The 24,152-nt window shown below is 47.1% G+C and carries 26 protein-coding genes; 1 reads left to right on the top strand and 25 read right to left on the bottom strand.

Going from position 1 to position 24,152, the window contains the following annotated elements:
• Positions 1 to 48 precede the first annotated feature (48 nt).
• The 16 genes from KNP99_RS14115 to KNP99_RS14040 all read right to left on the bottom strand — a co-directional run bounded on the left by KNP99_RS14115 (position 49) and on the right by KNP99_RS14040 (position 15,783).
• Complete coding sequence (locus KNP99_RS14115) at positions 49 to 1,290, bottom strand: competence/damage-inducible protein A (RefSeq protein ID WP_215193335.1); 1,242 nt, start codon at positions 1,288 to 1,290, stop codon at positions 49 to 51.
• 70 nt (positions 1,291 to 1,360) lie between these two features.
• The gene (pgsA, locus tag KNP99_RS14110) at positions 1,361 to 1,939 is read right to left on the bottom strand and encodes a CDP-diacylglycerol--glycerol-3-phosphate 3-phosphatidyltransferase (RefSeq protein WP_088836705.1); all 579 of its coding nucleotides are present in this window, start codon (positions 1,937 to 1,939) and stop codon (positions 1,361 to 1,363) included.
• 46 nt (positions 1,940 to 1,985) lie between these two features.
• Positions 1,986 to 2,882 carry a helix-turn-helix domain-containing protein gene (locus KNP99_RS14105; RefSeq protein ID WP_215193334.1) on the bottom strand — a complete coding sequence of 299 codons (897 nt, stop codon included), beginning with the start codon at positions 2,880 to 2,882 and terminating at the stop codon, positions 1,986 to 1,988.
• Positions 2,883 to 2,913: 31 nt separating this feature from the next.
• On the bottom strand, positions 2,914 to 3,693 hold the full coding sequence (locus tag KNP99_RS14100; RefSeq protein WP_088836704.1) for a DUF3388 domain-containing protein: 780 nt from the start codon (positions 3,691 to 3,693) through the stop codon (positions 2,914 to 2,916).
• A gap of 93 nt (positions 3,694 to 3,786) precedes the next feature.
• Entirely contained in the window at positions 3,787 to 4,491 is a 705-nt protein-coding gene (ymfI, locus tag KNP99_RS14095) for an elongation factor P 5-aminopentanone reductase (RefSeq protein ID WP_088836703.1), read from the bottom strand.
• A 3-nt stretch (positions 4,492 to 4,494) separates the two neighbouring features.
• Positions 4,495 to 5,763 carry an EF-P 5-aminopentanol modification-associated protein YfmH gene (yfmH, locus tag KNP99_RS14090; protein ID WP_214807702.1) on the bottom strand — a complete coding sequence of 423 codons (1,269 nt, stop codon included), beginning with the start codon at positions 5,761 to 5,763 and terminating at the stop codon, positions 4,495 to 4,497.
• Positions 5,763 to 7,016, bottom strand: a complete 1,254-nt coding sequence (gene yfmF, locus KNP99_RS14085) for an EF-P 5-aminopentanol modification-associated protein YfmF (protein ID WP_088836701.1) — start codon at positions 7,014 to 7,016, stop codon at positions 5,763 to 5,765. The genes yfmH and yfmF overlap by 1 nt, the downstream gene beginning before the upstream one ends.
• On the bottom strand, positions 7,017 to 7,565 hold the full coding sequence (locus KNP99_RS14080) for a cob(I)yrinic acid a,c-diamide adenosyltransferase (RefSeq protein ID WP_088836700.1): 549 nt from the start codon (positions 7,563 to 7,565) through the stop codon (positions 7,017 to 7,019).
• A 31-nt stretch (positions 7,566 to 7,596) separates the two neighbouring features.
• Complete coding sequence (locus KNP99_RS14075; RefSeq protein WP_088838458.1) at positions 7,597 to 9,324, bottom strand: sensor histidine kinase; 1,728 nt, start codon at positions 9,322 to 9,324, stop codon at positions 7,597 to 7,599.
• Positions 9,325 to 9,326: 2 nt separating this feature from the next.
• A complete protein-coding gene (locus KNP99_RS14070) occupies positions 9,327 to 10,043 on the bottom strand; it encodes a response regulator transcription factor (protein ID WP_088836699.1) in 717 nt (238 codons plus the stop codon).
• A gap of 221 nt (positions 10,044 to 10,264) precedes the next feature.
• Positions 10,265 to 11,431: a c-type cytochrome biogenesis protein CcsB gene (gene ccsB / locus KNP99_RS14065; RefSeq protein WP_285800502.1), complete on the bottom strand. Its 1,167-nt coding sequence runs from the start codon at positions 11,429 to 11,431 to the stop codon at positions 10,265 to 10,267.
• Positions 11,428 to 12,966, bottom strand: a complete 1,539-nt coding sequence (resB, locus tag KNP99_RS14060; RefSeq protein ID WP_251131920.1) for a cytochrome c biogenesis protein ResB — start codon at positions 12,964 to 12,966, stop codon at positions 11,428 to 11,430. The genes ccsB and resB overlap by 4 nt, the downstream gene beginning before the upstream one ends.
• Positions 12,967 to 12,987: 21 nt before the next feature.
• The gene (locus tag KNP99_RS14055) at positions 12,988 to 13,578 is read right to left on the bottom strand and encodes a redoxin domain-containing protein (protein WP_029333174.1); all 591 of its coding nucleotides are present in this window, start codon (positions 13,576 to 13,578) and stop codon (positions 12,988 to 12,990) included.
• Between the two features lie 126 nt (positions 13,579 to 13,704).
• Positions 13,705 to 14,466, bottom strand: coding sequence for a pseudouridine synthase (locus tag KNP99_RS14050; RefSeq protein WP_014969990.1), 762 nt, complete (start codon positions 14,464 to 14,466; stop codon positions 13,705 to 13,707).
• Complete coding sequence (gene scpB, locus KNP99_RS14045) at positions 14,466 to 15,038, bottom strand: SMC-Scp complex subunit ScpB (protein ID WP_029333173.1); 573 nt, start codon at positions 15,036 to 15,038, stop codon at positions 14,466 to 14,468. Before scpB ends, KNP99_RS14050 begins: the two co-directional genes overlap by 1 nt.
• Positions 15,028 to 15,783 carry a segregation/condensation protein A gene (locus KNP99_RS14040; RefSeq protein WP_215193333.1) on the bottom strand — a complete coding sequence of 252 codons (756 nt, stop codon included), beginning with the start codon at positions 15,781 to 15,783 and terminating at the stop codon, positions 15,028 to 15,030. Before KNP99_RS14040 ends, scpB begins: the two co-directional genes overlap by 11 nt.
• 94 nt (positions 15,784 to 15,877) lie before the next feature.
• Here KNP99_RS14040 and KNP99_RS14035 point away from each other — a divergent pair, with 94 nt between their 5' ends.
• Positions 15,878 to 16,351, top strand: a complete 474-nt coding sequence (locus KNP99_RS14035) for a DUF309 domain-containing protein (RefSeq protein WP_029333171.1) — start codon at positions 15,878 to 15,880, stop codon at positions 16,349 to 16,351.
• Positions 16,352 to 16,371: 20 nt separating this feature from the next.
• Here KNP99_RS14035 and KNP99_RS14030 read toward each other — a convergent pair whose 3' ends face one another.
• The 9 genes from KNP99_RS14030 to fur form a co-directional block, all read right to left on the bottom strand.
• Complete coding sequence (locus KNP99_RS14030; protein WP_088836695.1) at positions 16,372 to 16,719, bottom strand: GNAT family N-acetyltransferase; 348 nt, start codon at positions 16,717 to 16,719, stop codon at positions 16,372 to 16,374.
• Positions 16,720 to 16,870: 151 nt separating this feature from the next.
• The gene (locus KNP99_RS14025) at positions 16,871 to 17,401 is read right to left on the bottom strand and encodes a type 1 glutamine amidotransferase domain-containing protein (RefSeq protein ID WP_214845770.1); all 531 of its coding nucleotides are present in this window, start codon (positions 17,399 to 17,401) and stop codon (positions 16,871 to 16,873) included.
• A 97-nt stretch (positions 17,402 to 17,498) separates the two neighbouring features.
• Entirely contained in the window at positions 17,499 to 17,936 is a 438-nt protein-coding gene (locus KNP99_RS14020; RefSeq protein ID WP_088836693.1) for a peptidylprolyl isomerase, read from the bottom strand.
• A gap of 106 nt (positions 17,937 to 18,042) precedes the next feature.
• Positions 18,043 to 19,047: a S66 family peptidase gene (locus KNP99_RS14015; RefSeq protein WP_214771635.1), complete on the bottom strand. Its 1,005-nt coding sequence runs from the start codon at positions 19,045 to 19,047 to the stop codon at positions 18,043 to 18,045.
• Between the two features lie 96 nt (positions 19,048 to 19,143).
• The gene (locus KNP99_RS14010; protein WP_088836691.1) at positions 19,144 to 20,445 is read right to left on the bottom strand and encodes a pyrimidine-nucleoside phosphorylase; all 1,302 of its coding nucleotides are present in this window, start codon (positions 20,443 to 20,445) and stop codon (positions 19,144 to 19,146) included.
• Between the two features lie 26 nt (positions 20,446 to 20,471).
• Positions 20,472 to 21,284: a purine-nucleoside phosphorylase gene (locus KNP99_RS14005; RefSeq protein ID WP_029333165.1), complete on the bottom strand. Its 813-nt coding sequence runs from the start codon at positions 21,282 to 21,284 to the stop codon at positions 20,472 to 20,474.
• A 20-nt stretch (positions 21,285 to 21,304) separates the two neighbouring features.
• Positions 21,305 to 22,477 (bottom strand): phosphopentomutase, encoded by a 1,173-nt coding sequence (gene deoB / locus KNP99_RS14000; protein WP_088836690.1) that lies wholly within the window; start codon positions 22,475 to 22,477, stop codon positions 21,305 to 21,307.
• 116 nt (positions 22,478 to 22,593) lie between these two features.
• The gene (gene xerD / locus KNP99_RS13995) at positions 22,594 to 23,478 is read right to left on the bottom strand and encodes a site-specific tyrosine recombinase XerD (protein ID WP_215193332.1); all 885 of its coding nucleotides are present in this window, start codon (positions 23,476 to 23,478) and stop codon (positions 22,594 to 22,596) included.
• A 124-nt stretch (positions 23,479 to 23,602) separates the two neighbouring features.
• On the bottom strand, positions 23,603 to 24,085 hold the full coding sequence (gene fur, locus KNP99_RS13990) for a ferric iron uptake transcriptional regulator (protein WP_215193331.1): 483 nt from the start codon (positions 24,083 to 24,085) through the stop codon (positions 23,603 to 23,605).
• Positions 24,086 to 24,152 lie beyond the last annotated feature (67 nt).

The following is a 24,152-nucleotide window of genomic DNA, read 5'->3' as shown; positions in this document are numbered from 1 at the left end:
GAATGACAAGCTTTTTACGAACATTTATTCGCATACTTGGAATTATTCTTATTTCGGTTGAACGGCAATTTTCTTAAGGTATTTCAACAGAAGGAAGTACGCATCTTTTACAGAACGTAATCTAATCATACCACGGTCGAATGCTGGGTAGGTAAATTCAACGACCTCCGTTCCGTCCGGTGTTGCTAGGGCGCAATAGACCGTTCCGACTGCTTTTCCACTATTACTCGTCGGTCCCGCTTCCCCTGTCAACGCAATAGCAAGATTCGATTGATAGAGACGTCTCGCTCCTTCAGCCATCGCAATCGCGACGTCAGCGCTGACGGCCGTTTGTTCGCGCAGTAAGGTTTCGCTAACGCTTAACAGGTTACGCTTCGCTGCATCGTCATAGACGACGGCACCCCCACGAAAGCTGTTGCTTGCTCCCGCAATGTCAGTCAAACCGCTCGCAAAGGCTCCTCCTGTTAAAGACTCCGCTGCCGCAAGCGTCACGCCTGCCTCTTCACAAGTCAGTAGGACGACTTCCGGTAAACTCGTTTCACCATAGCCATAAAAGTATTCCTCGACTTCCGCAAGGACAAGTCGTTCGAGTCCGTCAAGCATCTCGATGGCAACTTGTTCCTGCGCCGCTTTCGCCGTCAAGCGTAACCGTACTTCAGCAAGTTCCGCATACGGTGCGATCGATGGATTTTGGGAGGAACGAATCAAATCGGTCAATCGGTCGTTCAGTGCCGATTCCCCGATTCCGAAAAAGCGAAGTGTTCTCGATTTGATGGTCTCCTGTCCAAACAAATGTTCAAAATGATCGGCGATGATTTGCTTCATTTCCCGCGGGACACCTGGTAATAAGATATATTGGTGGTCAGCCGTCTTCAGCGACATCCCTGGCGCGAGACCCGCACCGTTCGAAAGGACATCCGCCCCTTCAATGACCAGCGCCTGTTTTTTTTCATTATCCGTCATCATGCGACCACGTGTTTTCAAAAAACCTTCAATCCGGCTGTACGCGACTTCGTCAACTTGCAAACGACGTCCAAGCAGCTTAGCGAGCACTTCTTTCGTCAAATCATCTTCCGTCGGTCCAAGTCCCCCCGTGATGACGAGGAGATCGGCACGTGCTTGCGCCTGTTTGAAGACGTCCGTCATCCGCGCCTCATTATCGCCGACGACACTATGATAATGGACATCGATGCCGCAACTCGCGAGCCATTCCGAGAGGTACTGTGCATTCGTATTGGCGATTTCCCCTAATAATAGTTCACTTCCGACTGCTATGATTTCTGCTTTCATCTTTATTCCCCGCTTTCAAAAGTATATAAAAAGACTGTCCGATTTAGCGAACAGCCTTGTTTGAGATAAGTTACATCGATTTCGTAATTAATTTAATGTTTTTCGAGAAATACTCAACGCCTGAGTAAATCGTTAAGATTAACGCCAGCCACATCGTGATTTCAGCAAACGGGATATTCAGTAATGCGAATCCGATGTCGTGGAGCAAGAAAGCGATGATTGACGTCAGTTGAACCCACGTCTTCGCCTTGCCTGAGTTTCCGGCTGCTAAGACGATTCCTTCGTCTGATGCGACAAGACGAAGCCCTGTCACGGCAAACTCACGGCAGAGAATGATGACGACGACCCAAGCTGCAACGAAATCGAGCTCTACAAGGTAAACGAGTGCAGCTGCGACTAACATCTTATCAGCGAGTGGATCCATAAACTTTCCGAAATTCGTGACTAACTTATTTTTACGTGCCAAGTAACCATCCAACCAGTCCGTGATGGCAGCAACTGAAAAAATCATCGCCGCAACAAAGTGAGAAACCGGAAGTTCGGCACCGAGAACGTCCCATTGACCCCAGTTTGGGTCGATGGCGAGTACTGCGACAAAGACAGGAATTAACAAGACACGTAATACCGTCAATTGATTAGGCAAGTTCATTCTGGTATCCTCCTCCTTTTTATGTAAGATCAGTAGCTATGCCGTCTTACGGCGTAGCTACTTTCTTCAAGTAAATATTTTGAACGAGGAGCGAACGGTTAAGTTTGAGCTCCTGATCATTGACGACGATTTTATCGATGCCTTTAATTGAACCGATGCGAATCCGAATCAAATCTGTTTTCGCATCTTTGACGACGACCGGGTTCGGATCGGACGCATTGATATGGTCTGGCGCGAGCGCCTCTCCTTCAAGCGATGTATCACGTACTCCGACAAACGGTGACGGCGATGCATCTTTTTTGATGCTGATCGAGACATCCATCGTTTTATCCGCCGGTACTTCATATGTGATATCTTGCCCAGAGGTCGTTTTCGCCACTAGTGGCTTCTTGACTTCCTCTTTTGGTTCTTCTGTCACTTCTTCTTTTGGTTCTTCTTCCGGCTCTTCCGTTGCCGGAACATCCGTCTCCTGACTCGGAGCGTCTCCTTCATCAATCGTCACATCACTCTGTTTCGGTGCTGTCGTATTGGCTTTATCACTCGAATCGAGGAAATTTTGCAACGCATAGTAAAGTGCGACACCAATCGCAAAGATTAACAGGATGATAATGATGTTTGGAATCCACCGTTTGGCAACACTCTTTTTCGGAGCCGTCGACTTCGAATAGGTTGCGCGTCGTGACAACTCGACGACCGGTTGTGCTTCAGGTTCCGGCAAGTCTCGTTTATACGTCTCAAACACTTCGTCTACGTCCAGACCGAGTGCTTCGGCATACGTTTTGATGAAAGCACGTGCATAAAAAGCACCGGGCAATTGATCGTAGGCACCTTCTTCAATCGCGACGATATAGCGCTTTTGAATTTTAGTCGTGCTTTGAATTTGTTCTAGCGAGACACCTAATGTCTCACGTTGTTCTTTTAAGTAGGTTCCGAGCTCGGTCATCGGTAACACACCTTCCATTTTCATTACTTATTTAAAAATTGAACCATTCATTTCCGCCAAGTGCACGTGGAGGTTCGGTCACGATGATTTCTTCGGTCGTGTTGCGTAATTCAATGATGTAATCGAAATCATCCCATGTGTATTCACTCGACTTAACGAACGCATCCGGATGTTCGACGATTTTCGTCGCTGGCAAACGCATGACTTCACGTAAAATTTGCCAATGACGCTCATCGAAGTGCCGTTGGGACACAAGGGCATCGATGATGTAGACGTAGTCGCCCGTCCGTTCATCGTCAAATAACGAAGTTCTGACCGTTTGTTTGATTAAAGTCGACGATAAGAACAACCATTTCTTATTTGCACTGACACTTGCTGCGACGATTGATTCTGTTTTCCCGACCCGCGGCATGCCACGGACACCAATCAGCAGATGCCCATCCTGCTTACATAATTCAGCCATGAAATCGACGAGAATCCCTAAGTCTTCTCGAACAAAACGGAATGTTTTTAATTCATCACTACTATGGTCGATATAACGACCATGACGAATCGCAATCCGGTCACGCAACTTCGGCTTCCGGAGTTTGACGATCTCAATCGTCGGCATCGTCTTTAAGATGGCTGCGAGTCGCGGTATTTGATCAGGCTGTTTCGTTTGAAGTAACATGCCGCGGCGCTCACGATCTACACCATTGATCGTGACAATCGAGATATGCAGCATCCCCATAAGTGAGGCAATATCTCCAAGCACCCCCGGACGATCGACATTCAATTCGTACTCAAGGTACCACTGTTCGAATTCACCCACTCGCTAGCCCTCCTCGTCTATACGGTTATCCATTCCCCATGTTAAATGATTTTTTGAAAAATGAAAAGCATTCCTCGTTCAATTTTCAAGCGATCACATCCACGCGCCATCAATTTTTAAAGTGGCTCCCGAGATATATCCAGCCTCTTCCCCCATTAAAAATGTGATAGCCGAGGCTACTTCTTCTTCCGTCCCGAACCGACCAGCCGGAATCTCCGCTAAGGCTTGTTCGCGATCTTCCTTCGAAAAAACAGCATTCATCGGCGTATCAATCCAACCAGGCGTGACAGCATTGATTCGTCCGTTCATTGCGCCTAGTTCTTTGCTATAGGCTTTTACGAAACCAAGTTGTGCCGCCTTACAGCTCGAATAAACGACTTCTCCGGCTACGCCGAACTCGCCTAAGACACTGCTGACGACAACGATCGACAACGGTGCGGAGAATGGTTTCTTATGTGTCAAGAACTGACTGATGCGAATGAGCGATTCGACGTGCAAGGTCATCATCGATTCAATTGAGTTCGTCGATTGATCGATTAACAGTCCACTAAAGCTCGTCCCGGCGATATGGACGAAACCATCGACTGGTGGCAAACCCTCACAAAGAGAGGCAATCTTTTCCCGATTCGACAAATCGCCTGCGACGATTTCAGTCGTCACAGGCAACTCCTGTACAAATTGCTCAAGCTCGTTTCGGCGTTGATGTGTATGCAAGACAAGTTCATGTCCGGCTGCTGCCAGGCGTCTCGCTGTCGCTAGACCGATGGCACCACTGGCACCTGTAATAAAAATCCGCATCGGTTAGACATATGGTTTGACGATTGAAATCGCTCGGTTCTCAAGCGCAAACAATTCGTCAAAACGTGCTTCAATTTCCTCTTTCGTAATCGAAGCAATCAGTGTCGGCAATGCAAACATGTTCGTGTCCGCTAAAGCATGACGTGAAAACTGATTGGCGATAAATTCCGGCGAATTCAATGCCCGTAAGAATTTCCCTTGCATCATATTCCGCTTCCGGACGACTTCCGTCTCGCTGAACGAGGGACGCTTGGTAAGAAGCTCCTCATACGCTGCGATGAAACGTTCCGGATCTTCCGTTTCCATCCCGAATGTTGCAAAAGCAAATTCTTCTTCGCTCGAATAATCAAAACTGAATGTATCGTCAATCAATCCTTCTTCATACAAGTCGAGATACGTCGACGAGGTTTGATCAAACAGGAGATGTAGGAGTAACTCACTCGTCATTTCTCGGCGGACTTGTTCTTCGCCACGAAGTGATTCATCTTTATATCCAATCAAGACTTTCGGTGTCTTGACGTCGAGCTCGAGTTCGAATCGCGGACGTGCGACTTCTTTTGGTTCAACGCCGTAATCGCGTTCGATTGCCGGACGGTCTGTATAATCTTTTTTCGCTTGATTTTGTTTGATCAACTCAAGCGTTTCCGCAGGATTGATGTTTCCGACGACAAACAAAACCATGTTCGACGGATGATAGAACGTCCGGTAACACGTATACAAATCATCGGCTGTAATCTTGTCAATCGACTCCGGTGTACCTGCGATGTCAATCCGAACCGGGTGATTCGCGTACATCGATTCGATGAGTCCAAAAAATAGACGCCATCCGGGATTATCTTGGTACATTTGAATTTCTTGCGTAATGATGCCTTTTTCCTTCTCGACACTCTCCGGTGTAAAGTAAGGATCTTGAACGAAATCAATCAATGTTTCGAGATTTTGCTCGATCAGCGATGTCGCAGAGAACAAATACGCTGTCCGTGAGAATGATGTAAAGGCGTTCGCGGATGCACCGAGACGACCAAATTCTTGGAAGACGTCCCCTTGCACCGACTCAAACATTTTATGCTCGAGGAAGTGGGCAATCCCGTCCGGTACGCTCACCCAGTCCTCACCTTTTTTGAAACGATTGTCGATTGAACCATAGCGGGTCGTAAACGTCGCATACGTTTTTTCATAACCTTTTTTCTGAAGTAAATAAACAGACAAGCCATTGTCTAATTGTTCGAAAAATACCGTTTCGTCTGTATCATGATACGTTAACTGTTCCATTATTCTTCACCTCGCAATAAATAGACTGCCTCTAATTCGATTTTAGCGGCTAGACGGACGACATCTTCACGCGTCGCCGTCTCGATGATATGAATTTCATCTTCTAGCGTCAATCCACGCATTTTCGATCCGTTCAACCAGCCAATCAATTGTCCGGGTTGATCGAGAATTTGACGACGCGCATTGATGAGCATCGCTTTCGTTTGCGTCAACTCTTCAGCCGTAAAGTTCCCGGCTTTCAAATCGACAAGCTGTTCCTTGATGATTGTTTCTGCCCGTTCCGCTTTTTGAGTTTCGACACCGGAGTAGACATATAATGCACCATTCAACGCCGCATAACGCGATGCTGCATAATACGCGAGACTTTCTTTTTCCCGGACATTCATGAACAATTTCGAATGGGGAAATCCACCAAAAAGACCGTTGACGATTTGCATCCGGATCGAATCAGCAGATGTCGGATCGACTGCAACACGGTAGCCTAAATGTAACTTTCCTTGTTTGATTGGTTGTGTCTCTGATGAACGCTTCACACCGGCGACTTGTTTCAAGGCCGGGATATAATGACTCGTTTTTTCACTGTGCGAAGGCAAGAAGGATAATGCCTCTTCCATTTCGTCACGTGTCACATGACCGACGACGAAAACATCGATCCGGTCGTTTTCAATCATCGACCGATATGTATCGCGCAAGGAGGATGTTGTAATTGCCTCTAATCCTTCGAGCGTACCGAGTGACGACAGTGAAACGGCTTCTCCAGGGGCCATTAACTCAAGAAGACGCTGCTGGGCAAAACGCATTTTATCATCATAAAGTGAGCTGATCCGTAACGCATGGAGACGTTTTTCCTGTTTGACGAACTGTTCACGGAAGCCGCCTTCGGTTAAATCAGGATAGAAAATCATTTGTTCGAGCAAATCAAGCGCCTCTTCAAGCAACGTCTCATGCCGTACGAGATCACCTCGGACGACGTCGAGCTGGAATGAAATAACATGCTCTTCGCCGAATTTCGAAGCATCTGCATAAAGTCCCGCATCATATAAGGTTTCGAGTGGTTCACGTAGCGCCTTCATCGATGGATAGGCCGCTGTCGATTTTTCCATGATGTACGGTAAGATCGCCCGGCTCGTCAGCGTTTTTTCTTCAAGTGGTGCAGAAAATGTGACGAGTACGGTCGTTGTCTTGAATTTATCGGTCGGGACGAGATGGTACGTCGTCCCCTCTTTTTTCCACGTTTCGAATGACTGACTCATTTACTCTCCATCCTTTCGTTTAAACACATGTGCACTGCGAAGGTATTCAATATCTGCTGTTTGATTGACTGCATTCTCATAACGCGCTGCGGCAAAGAAAAAGTCACTCAGTCGGTTGATGAATGGCAAGAGGTGACGGGCTTGAGCGACATCGACCATCGAACGTTCAATCCGTCGACAAATCGTTCGCGCAACATGTAGGCTTGCCGCCGCTTCCGTTCCGCCTGGCAAGATAAACTTATCGAGCGGGGGAGATAATTCCGTTAAACTATCAATCCAACTCTCGAGATTTTCTGTCGCAGTTTGACTCAAGCGGGATTCTTTTTGTTCGACGTACATTAAGTCGCTCCCACAATCAAACAAGGCATGTTGAATGACAATCAATTGTTCTTTTACTTCAATCGAAGTTGCTTTTGTCCGTGCGAGGCCGACGAAGCTGTTCAGTTCATCCAGTTCACCCATCAAATCGATTTGCACATCATTTTTTTTAACGCGGCCACCGACGAGCGATGTTTCCCCTGAATCCCCGGTTTTTGTATAAATCTTCATTTTTCTCACTCCTATAGCGAAAGGAAGCGAATCAGAGAGTTCGCTTCCTTTGTTTTTTCGGTAATCGAATTCGGAATGTCGAGCCTTCGCCGAGCTGGCTCTCGACTTCGACCTCCCCTTCATGCGATCGGACGACGTTCACGACAATCGCGAGACCGATCCCTGTCCCCGTCTTGCCACGCGTCCTTGCTTTGTCCGCCTTATAGAAACGATCAAAAACGAACGGGACATCTTCTTCCGGAATTCCTGTACCGGAATCAATTACGGATAGGAATATGTTTTCCCTATCTTCCGTAATGTTAATCTCGATTTGACCATCCTCGGTGTAACGAAGCGCATTGCCGAGTAAGTTCGTCAACACTTGCTCCATTTGATCGGGATCCGCCTCGAACTCGACGTTCGGTCCGACGACGTCAAACGATACACGTTTGTCGCGTCCCATTTGCTTGAATTTTTTAATCATCCGTTTTGCAAACGGGACTGCTTCCATCGGTTCAATCCGTAACTCTTGATGACCTGCCTCCATTCGGGCAAGATCGAGTAAATCATTGACGAGACGCGATAGACGTTGCGACTCATCATAAATGATTGAAGCAAATTCTTTTGTCGCTTCATCGCTTTCCGTCATCCCGTCGACGATCGCTTCCGAGTACCCTTGGAGCATGACGAGCGGTGTCCGCAATTCATGACTGACGTTCGCAACGAAGTCGGCGCGCATCTTCTCGAGCTGCTGCGCTTCTGTCATGTCCCGTAAAACGGCAACAGCACCAATCTGCTCTTCGTGCTCAAGTAACGGACTGACGATAATAATGTAATAACGACCTTCCCGTTCAAAGGAAACAGTCATTTCTGTCTCTGTCCGCATGACGGTCTTGAACAAATCAATCAGTTCTTCCGGAACCGGTGCCCCTGCCAAAAAATCTTCTGCCGGCGGATTTGTCGCGAGCAACTCCCCGGAATCAGAGAACGTCAAGACGCCATCTGCCATACAGCGTAAAATGGATGACAACAGATGTCGTTCTTTATCGAGATCCGTAACATATTGATTCAATTGGCTGCTCATTTCATTGAATGCCAACGCCAAGTCCCCGATTTCATCGCGTGAACGTTGCGTCAGACTTTGGTCGAACTTTCCTTCCCCGGCTTCGACGACAGCTTGACGAATCGTCCGCAGCGGCGCCGTAATGCGCGTCGAGAGGAAGAAGGCGAATACGGTTGTCCCGATGATCGCAAGCAGGACACAGAGTTGAATGATCTGCCTCGCGCCTTCATTCGCCTGTTCGATGTTCGTCAGTTCTTCAATCAAATACGTCGTTCCCGCCTCACTTGATGTGACGAGCGGGGCACGATAGGCGAGTGCTGCCTTGCCATTGAATACTTCATAGTTCCCAATCGCCGTCTCGCCCTCTTCACCGTCAACTGCTTTCCAGTTCTGACGCTCGAGCTCCTTAATCATACGTCGTGCCTTTTCCTCTGAAATATTCGTTTGAATCGTTTCGTCCTTCGTTGTCGCAATCAACGTCGCCCCGTAAATATCCGTAATTTCGACGGCGGTCGCCGACCCTTCCTCTAGCCCATCGTGCGCTTGGAAAACGGTCTCGACTTGTTGACCTAGCTTCGCGAGATGTCCTCGTTCTTGTTCAATGTGAAACGAGTTAAAAAATTCGAGCAACAAAATCGTCAAAGCAATTAAAACGACAGAAACGAGCAGTAAAATCGTTCCCCATAATTTGATGACGACACTCTGTAACCACTTCATCGTCAAGCAGGACTATTCTCGAATTTGTAACCGACACCCCAGACTGTCGTGATCATCTGAGCCGCGCTCGGTGACAAGCGGTTTAGTTTTTCCCGCAATCGCTTAACGTGTGTGTCGACCGTCCGCAAATCACCAAAGAATTCATAATTCCAGACCTCTTTTAATAACTGTTCCCGTGAAAAGACTTTATCCGTCTGCTTCGCGAGGAAGTAGAGCAATTCGTATTCTTTTGGCGTCAAGTTGACTTCTTGCCCTTCGACCGTCACGCGGTGCGCATCATTATCAATCGTCAGATGCGGGAAGACGATAACATCTTTCGTTTTTGCATCCGTATGCAAGAACTTCGTTGCACTGGCACGTCGCAGAATGGCCTTGACCCGAAGCACGACTTCGCGTGGACTGAACGGTTTAACGATATAATCGTCCGCTCCCATTTCAAAACCATGAACACGATTCGTTTCTTCCCCTTTTGCCGTCAACATGACAATCGGCGTCGCTTTTGTTTTGCGCAACTCTTCACAGACCTGCATACCATCGAGCTTTGGCATCATCAAATCAAGTAGAATGACATCATATTCCGTTTCAAGCGCCATTTCGAGCGCCATCTCGCCGTTGTCTGCTTCCTCAATCGTAAAGTTCTCCCGTTCGAGGTACATCTTTAATAAGCGTCGAATCCGTTCTTCATCATCGACGACTAAAATACGAGCTTCTTCTGACATCGGTTGATTCCTCCCATAATCTAGTCTCTCTTCTCTATCCTACTACTCTTTTAGTATACTATGAAACAAAAAGAAAAAACTTCCCTAACCGGTTAGACAGAAAAGGGTGATTGATTCATTTCATGTTTCCTTTAAAATCAAATATTTGATGCTTGGACGAAGAAAGGGAGTCACTGATCGATGTCATTCATCGATCGGTGACTCCCTGTTTCATTTTTTAGTCAGGCGTAAGAATGAAGACCTGCGACAACGAGGTTGACGAACACCAGGTTGAACATGATGACCCCAAACCCACCGACACACAACCAGGCTGATTTTTTACCGATCCAGCCACGCTGAATGCGCATGTGCAGGTAGAAGACGTAAAATAACGCCGTAATCAATGCCCAAACCTCTTTCGGGTCCCAGCCCCAATAGCGGCTCCATGCCATCTGGGCCCAAATCATCGCAAAAATCAAACCGCCCAGGATGAAGACCGGTAAGCCGATCGCAATTGCACGATAGCTGATTTCATCTGCTGTTTCTAAGTCGATTTTACGGGCGATCGGTTTTAAGCTTTCCGCAAGACGCTTCCGTAAGATGACAAATCGAAGGAGTACGTACAAGACGAGACCACCGATCAGTGACCAAAGAACTGTATTGACTTTGTTCGCGTTCAAGAAGTTCGGCAGTTCGACGACTGCGCCCGATCCCGAAATGACTTTTCCGCCTTCCGGACCAGTCAACACGGGCATCGTATAGTCGTGTTGCATCGTCGCGCCGTTTTTCGCAACATATTCAATCGTCGCATTCGTCGAAAGTGCGTTAAATAACAATCCGACAAGAATATAACCGACCACGCATGTTAACGAAAACATGACGACTTCAAGCCACGTCCGTGTTTTTGATTCTTTTCTGAAATCTGTTGCGTGAATCAGGTAAAGTAATCCTGTCGCGAAGCTGACCGCGAGGATTCCTTCACCAAGTGCAGCTGTCGTGACGTGAATTTTCAACCAGACACTTTGAAGTGCCGGAATGAGTGGTTGGACCTCATCCGGGAACATCGATGCATAGGCGATGACGAGCAAAGCGACCGGCATCGCGACTAATCCTAAAACGTTGTTCCGGTAAATCCCGTAGACGATCAGGAAACCAAGAACCATCATCATCCCGAAGAATGTCGTATATTCATATAAGTTCGACACAGGAACGTGCCCCGCTCCTGCCCAGCGTGTAAAGAAATAACCAAGTTGTGTCGTAAATCCAATAATCGCGAGCGTAAAGGCAATCTTACCTGACCGGCTCGGTCCCTTTTTCCCACTCGTCGCAACCGCAAAAAATCCGGTACTGATGAGATACAAGATAAACGATGTCAGCAGTAAATTCCCACTCAAGTTAAGCAAATTCATTCTGATTCCCCCTCTTCCCGCAACTTCTGCCGGTCTTCTAGTTGAGGAAGACCTACTTCTGTCAAGGCGAGATTGGCTTCTTTTTGAAGCCCTAACGCATTCTTGTTCGTAAAGCCGGCAATGTTAATCCGACCGTTTGTTTCTCTAATCCAAAGGCGACGATGCGGCCAGTACATGCCGATGAGCAGACCCGCCATAAAGATTACTCCACCGACGAACAGGAACGGCAGCGTCAAATCTTTTTTAATCCGCACTCCCGAGATGTTCGACAGTTCAGTCCCGGCAAAGCCCATCTTGTATTGATTTTCGTCCCCGCCGACATTGAGCTTAATCCCGATCAGACTCCGTTCGCCTTCCGGGTGCTCCGGTGACTTGATGTTAAAGACGAATGCCGGATTGACCGGCCGTGAAGAATTTGTCGTCGGTTTTCCGTCTTTGACGACGAAGTCCGGTAAAAAGTCTTTTAACTCGACTTCGTACCCATCCTTCAATTCATACGTCGAGTCCGGGTTGCGTAAATCGACTTCAATCGTATCGACAACTTTTCCGGTTTTTTGATTTTCGATATTAAACGACATCGTTTTGAATTCAGGATCTGCCGCATATTGTTCTTGGAAGACTTGGTAGTTTTCGAATTCAAACGGTTTGTTAACGGCCGTTTCACCAGATTTCACTTTTTCAAGTTCCGGTTTAAAATCATCCGTCATGCCCGTCTTTTTATACAACGTCATTTTCGTATCGTAGTTTTTCGGAACACTACCACCCGCTCGTTTCAACGCTTCACTGAATTTCGCGTCGACCTTTTCCGGGTCATAAAATTCGATATTGAAGGCATTGTTTTCAAGGTAATACTCGTTGTCCGTCGCTTCGATCGGCAACGTTTCACCTTCACGAAGCCACAGCAACTCATCTTCATGCATCCCTGGTACAATCCGTAACATCGCGCCACCAAAGAATAAGACGAGTCCGATGTGATTGATGTATGGACCCCAACGTCCAAACCGTTGTTTTTCTGCTAATAAAGCGCCGTCCTGTCGACGGATTTTATAGCCTTTCTTTTTTAACAACGGCTCAATCGCGTCAATTTGTTTTACCGTTCCAGCCGTCTCAGCGCCAAATCGCTGACCGCCCATAAAACGGTCAGACTGGATGACCGGTTGTTTCTTCAACGCTCGATAGAGCGGGAAGAAGCGGTCGATCGATACGATGATGATAGATAAAAGTAATAAGGTGATCAGTCCGATGTACCACCACGATTCAAAGAGATTATGAAATCCTAATGCATAGTAGATATCGCCTGCCGTACCGTATTCCTTCCCATAAAATTCTTCTGGCGGTGTCGCTTGCGGGATATACATTTCCTGCGGGAAAATCGTCCCGACACCACTTGCGAGAATGATTAAGCCAATCAACCACAGTCCGACTTTAACGGAAGAGAAGAATGTCCATGTTCGGTCAATCCACGACTGTTTTTTTCGTTTTGAACGAAGCTCTGCTTCTTCATAACGCATGTCCAGTTGCTTATATTCCTGCATCATCAATTCCCCCTCGATGCGTTACTCGTTTGCTTTTTTAATCATTTCTTCCAACTTTGCCTGATCAATTTCACCCTCATACTTTTCGACGACTTCGCCTTCTTTATTAATGATGAATGTGACCGGTAAGTTATAAATGCCGTACGCTTTCTCGACGGAACTGTTCGTATCCATCAAAATCGGATAGTCCGTTCCACCAATTTCCTTGATGAAGCTCGAGACGCGAACCGGTGTTTCGCCGACATTGACGGCTACAAAATTGACATTTTCATCTTGCATCATGCTGTAGTTGTCGTTAATCAATGGCATCTCTTTTTTACACGGTTCACAAAACGTGCCCCAAAAATTAAGCAAGAGTCCTTTTCCAGCATACTCATCCATCGAGTGTTGTTTCTCACCATACAAGTCGACGAGCGTAAAGCCAGGTGCATCGTCTCCCGCCATGACACGACCATTTTTATCGCGTGTCGCTTGATCGACGAACTGCATGATGACGACCGCACCAGCAAACAAGACGATCGTCATGATCATCAGTCGCCAGAATGAGCGTTTCTTCTTTTTTTGTTTCGCGGCTTCGAGCCGCTCTTCCGGGTTTTGCTTCGTTTTTTTCATGTTATACCGCCTCCACCCATATTGTACTTGAAATCGCTTAAATGTTGAGACAATGTGAAATACGTTAATTGTTTTGTCACAAAAAAAGAAAACTCAACCTATAGGATGAGCTTTCCGCTTTACAAATTAACGTTTTTTTGTGTTCTTACGTCTTTTCGTAGGTGGCGCGACGGGATCCGCTAGCTCACGCAATTGATTGACTTCTTTTTTTGAAAGTTCACGCCAGTCCCCTGAAGTGAGTCCAGCTAACGTCAAGAATCCGAACTGCTCCCGCTTCAACTTGATGACTTCTGCGCCGAGTGTTTCGACCATCTGACGGACTTGACGGTTATGTCCTTCGTAGATGACCATCTCGAGGATTGCCGTATTCTTTTTCTTGTCGACATCACGCATTTCGACGCGTGCTTTGCCTGTCTTGAATCCGTCTGGTAAGACGACACCCTTTTCCAGACCTTTGACGTGGTAATAATCCGGCACGCCTTTAATTTTAACGATGTAACGCTTCGGTACTTTGTATTTCGGGTGCAGTAAGAGGTTTGAAAATTCACCGTCATTCGTCAATAAAAGTAAGCCGCTCGTATTGTAGTCAAGACGACCGACCGGGAAAACACGATGGCCCGGCGGCACAAGATCAACAACCGTTTTACGTCCCTTATCATCTTCAACCGTCGAGACGACACCTGTCGGCTTATACAGCATATAGTAGACATGCTCTTCCCGTTCGAGCTTGACGCCGTCGACTTCGACTTCAGCACGTCCGCCGACTTTCGTTCCAAGCTCTGTGATGACTTTTCCGTTGACCTTAACGCGACCTTCTGTAATTAATTCTTCTGCTTTGCGTCGTGATGCGACACCAGCTTGTGCGATAATTTTTTGTAGACGTTCCATTAATTTATTCTCTCCTCTAGTGACGGTTCATTCCTGAAAAATAGATCGCCATCCGCTTCGAACGTTTCTTCGAATTCGAGCGGAGGTAACTCCTCGATACTATTGAGACCAAAATGGTCCAAGAAATGATCGGTCGTTTTATACAATTTAGCTCGCCCGACGCCTTTCGCACGCCCAGCTTCTTCAATTAATCCTTTTGCACTGAGCGTATGAATGACACGCTCTGTCTTGACGCCGCGAATGACTTCGATGTCTGCACGCGTGACAGGCTGCTTGTAGGCGATGATGACGAGCGTCTCCATTGCAGCACGAGACAAACTGTCTTCCGCGAGTGATCCCGCGTAGGCTTGAACGTACGGTGACATCTCTTTTCGTGTCACCATCTTAAAGACGCCACCGGACTCAACAATTTGAAGGACACGTCCTTCCGACTCAAACAATTGCTGGACCGCATGCAGTTGTTCGCGCGCTGCTGCTTCACTGATTTCAAGCACTTGGCTCAGGCCACGTGGATCGATGCCATCATCTCCGACGACAAACAATAGACTTTCAATGATTCGATCATACGCCAATCGGATTCTCCTCCTTCGCCAAGGTCCGTAATAAAATATCGTCGTTCATCTGCTCGCAAGCAATGACCCGTTGTTTGACGAGTTCAAGGACAGCAAGAAAACTGACGACGAGTTCTTCGACTGTCGGTTGTTCCGTAAAGAAGCCAAAAAAGGTCGTCCGTTCTCGCGACAGTACATATTCTGATACATGAACCATCTGTTGCTCCAGTGTCCGTTCCTCACGTTTGACCGTCTTCGACCGTTTCACTTTCCAGGCAACACGTTGTCGCATTTTTTCATAGGCACGCAACAAATCACTAAATGATAACGTTCCGTTATAGTCATTTGTTTCTGTATCCAGATAACGCAACAGGTCTTCCGGTTGTTTTGAAAAAAGCTCGAGTCGTGCTTCTTCCTTTTCCTTCAACACAACCGCTGCTTCCTTATACGCTTTGTACTCAATCAATTGTTGAATCAAACCTTCTCGCGTCGGCTCCTCATCAAAATCAGGAACCTCCTCGAACTCCGATTGTTCAATCGGTAACAGCTGTTTACTTTTCAGTTGCAAGAGCGTCGCAGCCATGACAAGATATTCACTAGCAACATCGAGTTCAAGATGCTGCATAGCTCGAATATAGGACACATATTGATCCGTCACGATTGAGACGGAAATATCGTAAATGTCGATTTCTAGTTTCCCAATCAAGTGTAACAGTAAATCCAAAGGGCCTTCAAACGCATCCATCTTCACACTATATGATTCCATGATTCTCCCTGCCCATCAACGTTTTTTGCGCCTTAGTATACCATACATCGTTACTGTTCGACTATGCTATATTAAAAGGAAAGGAGGTGCTCTCATGCACCCGATCGAACAATTTACTTTCGAATTCAATATACAAGAAGATTACTTCGAATGCCATGAAGTATTAGAAGAACTGTGGCAAGCCGGCAATCGGACGGACGAATCACTCGTCGCTTTGATTCAATTAGCCGTCGCCCGGTATCATCACCGGCGCGGTAATGTGACCGGCGCGATGCGGACCTATCCGAAAGCCTTTCAAAAAATCGAACGGCATGCAGCGTCAATTACCCAACTCGGCATCGATGCCACGCAACTGCTTACGTTAAAGTCCGCTTTTATGGAGCCGGAATACCGGAGAATCCACTTACCAGTAGATGAAAGACTCGAACAACGAATGAAGACCCAATCACTCGAACCGCTTGATCGAACCTTTTTAATCGACAAACACCGGTTACGAAACCGGCAAGACGTCATCGACGCAAGGCAAGCCGCACTTAAAAATCGCGGGAAATGGAAAAACCGGCCCTGAAATAAACGGACCGGTTTTTTTCATTGATTTTTCCACTTTTCAACAAGACGACTTGTTTCTTCAGTCGAGCCGATGATATCGAGACGCATCATCTTCGCCGCAGCGTCGAGTAATGTGTACGACATCCGCTCCCCGCGGAACGATGGAGACAATGCGATGTGGCTCAATTCAGCGTGGCCATCCACTAATTGAAAACCGATCACTCCTACGAAGTCTTCATCCTGTTTGTAAAGATACAATTGACGATCTTCTTCTTGTTCATAGGCTTGAACCGTTTCAAGCAAATACTTCGGATCCTTCACTTCACACGAAAAGGCGATTAACCCCATCGCGGTCCGTTCATTCAGCTTCTTATATTTTACTAGCATCTGATTCTACACCTTCCTAATTTCAACAACTCTCAGGACCATGAACGACTGAGACTCATTTATTCTACACCTTATCGGCTAGAATTACTTCATTTTTTTGTCGAGAAGTACAAAAAGAAGGAGTGAATCACTTCACCCCACCTTTTCCGAATTATGACTTCGACTTTTCTAACACGGCGATGAATTCACGCATATAGTCAGGTAGATCGGGCGGTCTCCGACTTGAGACGATGTGTCCGTCGACGACGACCGGCTCATCGTGCCACACTGCGCCCGCATTCGTCATGTCGTCTTTAATCCCCGGTGTACTCGTGACGTTGACACCTTTGAGTACATCTGCTGAAATTAAAACCCATCCCGCATGACAGATTTGACCGATCGGCTGTTTTTGTTCGTCGAAGTGCCGGACCATTTTCAAGACCGAATCAAACCGCCGTAATAAATCCGGTGACCAACCACCCGGAACGAGAATCGCGTCGTAGTCTGCTGGATTAATGTCAGCAAACGCGATGTCGGAGACGATTGGAACACCGTATTTCCCGACATACTTTTCATTTGCTTTCTCACCGACGATGTCGACCATTGCCCCTTCTTCACGTAACCGGTGGACCGGGTACCATAACTCTAAATCCTCAAAATCATTACTGACGAGTTGAATGACTTTTTTACCTTGTAAACGCATCATGAAACGCCTCCTGAAATTCTATTTGTGCCTTACTACCTGTTCCCTTAGTCTAAAAAACAAAAACTCCCCTTCTAGGTGAAGAGGAGTCAGACACTTATGCTTCTACGCGAATTTCTTTAATGCCTGCGCCTTGCTTCATTTTTTGAGCATGCTCAAGTCCTGAAGTGACTTGTCCGAAGACTGTATGCACACCGTCAAGGTGCGGTTGCGGCTCGTGAACGACGAAGAACTGACTCGAACCTGTGTCGCGACCAGCGTGCGCCATCGAGAGTGAACCTGCTTTATGTTTGTGCGGGTACGAAGTTGACGTTTCACATGGGATTGTTTTCCCAGAACCGCCTGTACCGTTCCCGATTGGGCAGCCGCCTTGTGAGACGAAGCCCGGGATGACACGGTGGAAGTTCAATCCATCGTAGAAGTTCGAGTTCGCAAGGCTCTCGAAGTTTTCTGTTGTGATCGGTGCATCGTCGTTAAAGAGTTCAAAATCAATTTTATTTCCGTCTTCTAATAAGATATATCCAGTTTTTTGCATTGTATACCAACCTTTCGCGCTTTTCAGCTAATGGTGTTCGTCACAAGCAACTTGTGACTCCATGGAACAGTGTACCAAATTTTTTCGGAAAACGCAGGTTTTTTACTCAGTTGACGGCAGAATCTACTATTTCAATTTCAATTTCATCACCGACACGAACGGAAGCTGTTACACCGAGTGGCAATGTCAGAACCGGATCCGTATGACCGAAGTCAGCGTCGAGGACAATCGGGAAGTCGTAGCCGCGTGTTGCCCGTAAAATGATGTCTTTCAATGTAAAGTCCGGATCAAAATCGACCTGACTCTCGAACCGGCCGATAACGAGTGCTGAAATTTCGTCATACACACCAAGATGCCGCAACTGTGTAAAATAACGGTCGATCGTTTCCGGTGTTTCGCTTCCGTCATCTTCGAGCATCAAGACAACATCTTCGAAAGACGGCATATACGATGTACCTGCAAGTAACAAGAGTGTTCCACAGTTTCCGGCAAGAATCGGTCCTGTCCCCTCGCCTGTACGACCAATCAACATCCCCGCATTCGGTTGTCGTTTTTTCGGACGGTCGTCATGTACGTCCCAGCGGAGTACTTCATCCGTCCACTCGGATGAGGCGACGATTTTCCCAATCGGTTCCGTCTGCATCAACGTTCGCTTGAACGACTGTTCAGTATAGTCGTCAAGACCGTCCAGTAGACCGAACTGCGGCAAAATCGCCGGCCCTAAAAACGTCGTCAAACCTGTTTTTGCATAAATCGCAGCATGCAGTGCCGTGATGTCACTATAGCCGAGTAAAATTTTCGGGTTGTCCCGAATCAAGTCATAATCGAGCTCATCTAACAGCTGATGCGAGTTGAAGCCGCCAATCGTCGCGATGATCGCTTTGACTTCCGGATCGCGAAACGCCATATGTAAGTCTTGCACCCGTTCGCCAATCGTTCCTGCCGTATGACTATGGACTGCCGTCGCATTCGGCATCACAAGGACCTGAAAGCCCATCCGTTCCAATGTTTCAATGCCGCGTTGCAATCGGCGCGGCACGTAGGCTGCAATCGCTGATGCGGGTGACACGATCGCGATTGTATCGCCTTCTTTTAATCGAGCTGGTTTCATCTTTTTTCCTCCTTCTTTTTTGGAAAAACCTGACTTTCATCATAACAAAAAAAGTAGCAAATTGGGAAGAAGACCCAACTTGCTACTTTACATGATTTAATCGATGACAGCGTGAACGAGCGGACGTTCTTCCGGTTTCGTTTCACTGATATGATACGCATGATCCATTTTCTCAATTGCTTGATCAAGCGTTTCTTTATTCGAACGAAGTGTCGCGATGACATCGCCGACTTCAACACGATCGCCGACTTTTTTCAATAACGTGACGCTTGCTGCATGATCGATGACGTCTGTTTTCGTCGCTCGGCCCGCTCCAAGAATCATCGCTGCGACACCAACTTCATCGGCGATGATTTCAGAGACATAACCTGCTTTTGATGCCACGAAGTCTTTTTGGTATTTCGTTTCAAGTGCTTTTGACATATCGTCAACGAGTGACGCGTCGCCACCTTGCGCTGCGATGAACTTTTTAAAGACGTCGAGTGCTGCACCGTTCGCGAGGCGTGTCTCGAGATCGGCATACGCTTCGTCGAACGTCGGGTAGAACTCACCAAGGACTGCCATATGTGAGGCAATCGTCAAGGCGATGACTTTCAAGTCACGCACATCTTTACCTTGTAAGACTTCGATTGCTTCTTTGACTTCGTTTGCGTTCCCGATTTCGTTTCCGAGTGGCTGATCCATGTCCGTGATGACGGCAATCGTTTTCCGGTTGACACTTTTCCCGATTGAAACCATCTCTGTCGCAAGTGCTTTCGCGTCCTCAAACGACTTCATGAAAGCACCTGAACCCGTTTTAACATCAAGAACGATGCTATCAGCGCCGGCCGCAATTTTTTTCGACATGATTGAACTTGCAATCAACGGAATCGAATTGACTGTTGCTGTCACGTCACGTAATGCGTAAAGTTTTTTGTCAGCAGGTGTTAAGTTCCCGGTCTGACCGATGATTGCCATCTTGATGTCGTTGACTTGGCTGACGAAGGCTTCTTCCGATAATTCAACATCGAAACCAGGGAAGGCTTCCAATTTATCGATTGTTCCACCTGTATGACCAAGACCGCGTCCGCTCATCTTCGCAACCGGAATTCCGATTGACGCGACGAGTGGTGCAACAATCAGACTGATTTTATCGCCGACGCCGCCTGTTGAGTGTTTGTCGACTTTTTTGCCGTGAATCCGTGATAAGTCGATGACGTCACCTGATTCGACCATCGCCATCGTCAAATCTGCGATTTCACGATCTGACATCCCTTGATAAAAAATGGCCATCGACATGGCTGACATTTGATAATCCGGAACGTCCCCGTTCGTGAATCCTTCGACCATTGCTTTAATATCGGCTGTTGGTAACTCGCCGCCGTCTCGTTTCGTTGCAATCAAATCTACCATACGCATAATCTATTTCCTCCTCTAAGGTGTTGTTACATTTTTTTGATCGAACCACGAACGAGCGACAGGAAGTGTGCCCGGACCCGTTCCGTCGTTTCGATGACTTCATCGTGATGGAGCGGCTGATCTAAGATACCTGCTGCCATGTTTGATACACATGAGATTCCGAGTACGCGCATGTCTGAGTGACGTGCGACGATGACTTCAGGAACCGTCGACATGCCGACGACATCTCCACCAAGCATCCGTGCCATTTTGACTTCAGCCGGCGTTTCATATGTCGGACCGGTGTTGCCGAAGTAAACGCCTTGACGAACATTGATTCCGAGCTCATCTGCCGTCGCTTGGGCAAGTTCCAGTAATTCTTTATCATACGGCTTCGACATGTCCGGGAAACGTGGTCCCATCTCATCGACGTTCTTACCGATCAACGGATTCGTTCCGAAGAAATTGATGTGATCTGTGATCAACATGAGATCTCCCGGTTCAAATGCTTCGTTACAAGCACCCGCTGCATTCGTCACGATTAATGTTTCGACGCCGATTGCTTTCATGACACGAACTGGGAATGTGACCATTTCCATCGAGTAGCCTTCATAGAAGTGGAATCGTCCTTGCATCGCGACGACTTGTTTGCCTTCGAGCGTCCCGAAGACGAGTTGTCCCGCATGTCCTTCCACTGTCGAAACAGGGAAGTTCGGAATATCGCCATACGGAATCGCGATTGGATTTTCAATTTCATCAGCCAGTACGCCGAGACCTGATCCGAGAATCAAACCGATTTCCGGCTTTGCCTGCATTTTACTTTCTAAATATGAACGTGTTTCATTCCAGTTGACTGTCATCCAAAATCGCTCCTTTGAAATTAAAGTTCTGTTAAAAAGCTTTTTCCGTGTGCCGGCATTTTAACACCGAAGTTTGCAGCAACCGTCGCTCCAAGATCAGCAAATGTTGCACGCGTTCCTAAATCGTTTGCGACACCAGATTTTTGGTACGCAAGAAGCGGGACGTACTCACGCGTGTGATCTGTTCCAGCGTGAATCGGATCGTTTCCGTGGTCAGCTGTAATGATTAAGAGATCATCTTCTTGCATCCGCTCGAATACTTCCGGGAGACGTGCATCAAATTCTTCAAGTGCATCCCCGTAACCTTGCGGGTCACGACGATGTCCGAACAAGGCATCGAAGTCAACAAGGTTCAAGAAGCAAAGCCCTGTGAAGTCACGTTCGAGTTGACCAACGAGTTGGTCCATTCCGTCCATGTTCGATTTCGTACGAATTGCATCCGTCACACCTTCACCGTCAAAGATGTCAGCGATTTTACCGAGCGAAATGACATCGAATCCAGCTGTCTCAAGCTCATTCATGACAGTCCGGTCAAACGGTTTTAAGGCATAGTCGTGACGGTTCGATGTCCGAACCCATGCGCCTTGCTCCCCAAGGAATGGACGTGCGATGATGCGACCGAGCATGTATGGATCGTCGCGCGTGATATCACGTGCATATTCACAAATTCGGTAAAGTTCTTCGAGTGGGACGACTTCTTCGTGAGCTGCAATCTGTAAGACAGAGTCAGCAGATGTATAGACGATCAATGCGCCCGTTTCGACGTGTTCTTGACCAAGCTCATCTAAGATTTCCGTACCAGAAGCTGGTTTGTTACCGATGATTTTCCGACCAGAGAATGCTTCAAGACGGTCAATCAAGTCAGCCGGGAATTTTTCAAAGACACGGAATGGTGTATCGATGCGAAGACCCATGATCTCCCAGTGTCCCGTCATCGTATCTTTCCCCGCCGATACTTCTTCCATTTTACCGTATGATGCGATTGGTGCGGCATCAGCCGAAACACCTTGAACGGCTTCAATATGCGCGAGACCAAGCTTTTCCAGGTTCGGGATATTCAAGCCATTCATATGCTCTCCGATGTGACCAAGCGTATGTGCTCCTAAATCTCCAAATTGTTCCGCATCGGGTGCTTCACCGATACCAACAGAATCCATGACGACTAAAAATACACGTTTGAATTGTTGTGCCATTTGTATTTCCTCCTAATACGTACTGTAATGAACGACTGCCCTAATGATTTTCCCACAAACCGACTAGACAAAACGCTTCATTTGTCTGAAGTCAGACCTTTGTTTTATAAGGAACATCATGCACGTGGATGATGATTCTTATAGACTTCATGTAACCGACCTTTGTTGACATGCGTGTACATTTGCGTCGTCGACAAGTCGGCATGACCGAGCATCTCTTGGACAACCCGTAAATCTGCACCATTTTCAAGTAGATGAGTAGCGAATGAATGACGGAGCACATGTGGCGTAATCTCTTTTTCAATACCCGCTTCTCTTGCACGTCGTTTAATCATCTTCCAAAAACCTTGTCGCGATAACCGGCTTCCCCGACTATTCAAGAAGACATAATCCGTTTGCAGGCCCCCTAAACTGTTTCGTGCTAGTTCGAGATAGGTCGTGACGCTATCAATCGCTGTCGTACTGATTGGAATGATTCGCGTTTTGTTCCCTTTCCCAAGACACGATAAGTAACCGAGTTCGAGCTGTAGATCGTTTAACGTCAACTGTAGCAGTTCACTGACCCGCATACCGGTACCGTATAACAGTTCAAGCATCGCCGCATCCCGTCTGACGAGCGGATCGTTTCCGACCACGGAATCAAGCAACTTAACGACGTCCGTTTGACTCCAGACGACCGGGAGCTTTTTTTCTGGTTTCGGTAAATCCAAATGACGTGACGGATCACTCTCCACTTGACGCTCTTCGACCAAATATTGATGGAACGAACGGATCGAACTCGTCGCCCGTCTGACCGTCGACCGTGACTTTTGAGCGTTCAACAAGCTCTCGATATGGAGCACGATATGATGTCGTGTCACGAATTCAAGCGAAGTCACCCCTGCTTGTTCGAGCGAATGAAGATACTGGTTTAAATCATTTCGATAGGCTGCTGCCGTATTTCCTGACATTTGCCGTTCGATGACGAGATAGTTGATAAATGCTTCCAGTTGTTGTCTCACTGAATTCATCCTCTTGGCTTAAGAAATCGCTTACTTTCCCATCATATCAAAGGTGTAAACCGTTGTGAAGAGGTCTGACCTATATTTTCAAAAAGAAAAAACCGCCCTGTGTGTGGAAGGACGGTTAGACAGTTTGTGTTTGCGTTTGTTCAAGCGCTTCACGTGCATGACGCTCCTGACAAACATGGCAAACTCCGTGGAAGGTCAAGCGATGATCTTTAATTTTAAAGTGAAACCGCGAGACGATTTCTTTTTCGACATCTTCTAACATATCATCTAAAATTTCTTCGACGGAACCACATTCGATACATACAAGGTGGTGATGCGAGTGACTCGCCCCTTCTTGTCGTAAATCGAATCGAGATACGCCATCTCCGAAGTTGACCTTATCGACGACTTCAAGCTCCGTCAATAATTCGAGCGTCCGGTACACGGTCGCGAGTCCAATATCAGAGTTTTTTTCTTTCACTAATAAAAAGACATTTTCAGCACTGAGGTGATCCGACTCATGTTCTAGCAGGATACGCACAGTCGCTTCACGTTGGGGAGTCAGCTTATATCCTTTACCGCTCAGCTGTTTTTTAATGCGTTCAACACGACTTTCCATCATAGCGCCCCCTTAGGTCGAAACTGATGCTTTTATCATAGCTGATTCTCAATCAATTTTCAAATTA

It is taken from the genome of Exiguobacterium sp. s95 (genome assembly GCF_018618655.1).
In the GTDB taxonomy this organism is placed as follows: domain Bacteria; phylum Bacillota; class Bacilli; order Exiguobacteriales; family Exiguobacteriaceae; genus Exiguobacterium_A; species Exiguobacterium_A oxidotolerans.
Note: the sequence above shows the minus strand (reverse complement) of the source record. Positions and strands in the feature narration are given on the sequence as shown.

Bases quoted from the DNA above. Each gene is read 5' to 3' on its own strand.
- KNP99_RS14040 (WP_215193333.1), bottom strand. From the start codon at position 15,783: ATGGAATCATATAGTGTGAAGATGGATGCGTTTGAAGGCCCTTTGGAT.
- KNP99_RS14105 (WP_215193334.1), bottom strand. From the start codon at position 2,882: ATGACCGAGCTCGGAACCTACTTAAAAGAACAACGTGAGACATTAGGT.
- KNP99_RS14035 (WP_029333171.1), top strand. From the start codon at position 15,878: ATGCACCCGATCGAACAATTTACTTTCGAATTCAATATACAAGAAGAT.
- KNP99_RS14005 (WP_029333165.1), bottom strand. From the start codon at position 21,284: ATGACAGTCAACTGGAATGAAACACGTTCATATTTAGAAAGTAAAATG.
- yfmH (WP_214807702.1), bottom strand. From the start codon at position 5,763: ATGGAACAGTTAACGTATCATGATACAGACGAAACGGTATTTTTCGAA.
- KNP99_RS14055 (WP_029333174.1), bottom strand. From the start codon at position 13,578: ATGAAAAAAACGAAGCAAAACCCGGAAGAGCGGCTCGAAGCCGCGAAA.
- KNP99_RS14050 (WP_014969990.1), bottom strand. From the start codon at position 14,466: ATGGAACGTCTACAAAAAATTATCGCACAAGCTGGTGTCGCATCACGA.
- KNP99_RS14025 (WP_214845770.1), bottom strand. From the start codon at position 17,401: ATGCGTTTACAAGGTAAAAAAGTCATTCAACTCGTCAGTAATGATTTT.
- resB (WP_251131920.1), bottom strand. From the start codon at position 12,966: ATGCAGGAATATAAGCAACTGGACATGCGTTATGAAGAAGCAGAGCTT.
- KNP99_RS14115 (WP_215193335.1), bottom strand. From the start codon at position 1,290: ATGAAAGCAGAAATCATAGCAGTCGGAAGTGAACTATTATTAGGGGAA.
- ymfI (WP_088836703.1), bottom strand. From the start codon at position 4,491: ATGCGGATTTTTATTACAGGTGCCAGTGGTGCCATCGGTCTAGCGACA.
- KNP99_RS14075 (WP_088838458.1), bottom strand. From the start codon at position 9,324: ATGAAGTGGTTACAGAGTGTCGTCATCAAATTATGGGGAACGATTTTA.
- KNP99_RS14020 (WP_088836693.1), bottom strand. From the start codon at position 17,936: ATGCAAAAAACTGGATATATCTTATTAGAAGACGGAAATAAAATTGAT.
- KNP99_RS14080 (WP_088836700.1), bottom strand. From the start codon at position 7,565: ATGAAGATTTATACAAAAACCGGGGATTCAGGGGAAACATCGCTCGTC.
- deoB (WP_088836690.1), bottom strand. From the start codon at position 22,477: ATGGCACAACAATTCAAACGTGTATTTTTAGTCGTCATGGATTCTGTT.
- KNP99_RS14070 (WP_088836699.1), bottom strand. From the start codon at position 10,043: ATGTCAGAAGAAGCTCGTATTTTAGTCGTCGATGATGAAGAACGGATT.
- KNP99_RS14015 (WP_214771635.1), bottom strand. From the start codon at position 19,047: ATGAAACCAGCTCGATTAAAAGAAGGCGATACAATCGCGATCGTGTCA.
- pgsA (WP_088836705.1), bottom strand. From the start codon at position 1,939: ATGAACTTGCCTAATCAATTGACGGTATTACGTGTCTTGTTAATTCCT.
- KNP99_RS14010 (WP_088836691.1), bottom strand. From the start codon at position 20,445: ATGCGTATGGTAGATTTGATTGCAACGAAACGAGACGGCGGCGAGTTA.
- ccsB (WP_285800502.1), bottom strand. From the start codon at position 11,431: ATGAATTTGCTTAACTTGAGTGGGAATTTACTGCTGACATCGTTTATC.
- yfmF (WP_088836701.1), bottom strand. From the start codon at position 7,016: ATGAGTCAGTCATTCGAAACGTGGAAAAAAGAGGGGACGACGTACCAT.
- fur (WP_215193331.1), bottom strand. From the start codon at position 24,085: ATGGAAAGTCGTGTTGAACGCATTAAAAAACAGCTGAGCGGTAAAGGA.
- KNP99_RS14030 (WP_088836695.1), bottom strand. From the start codon at position 16,719: ATGCTAGTAAAATATAAGAAGCTGAATGAACGGACCGCGATGGGGTTA.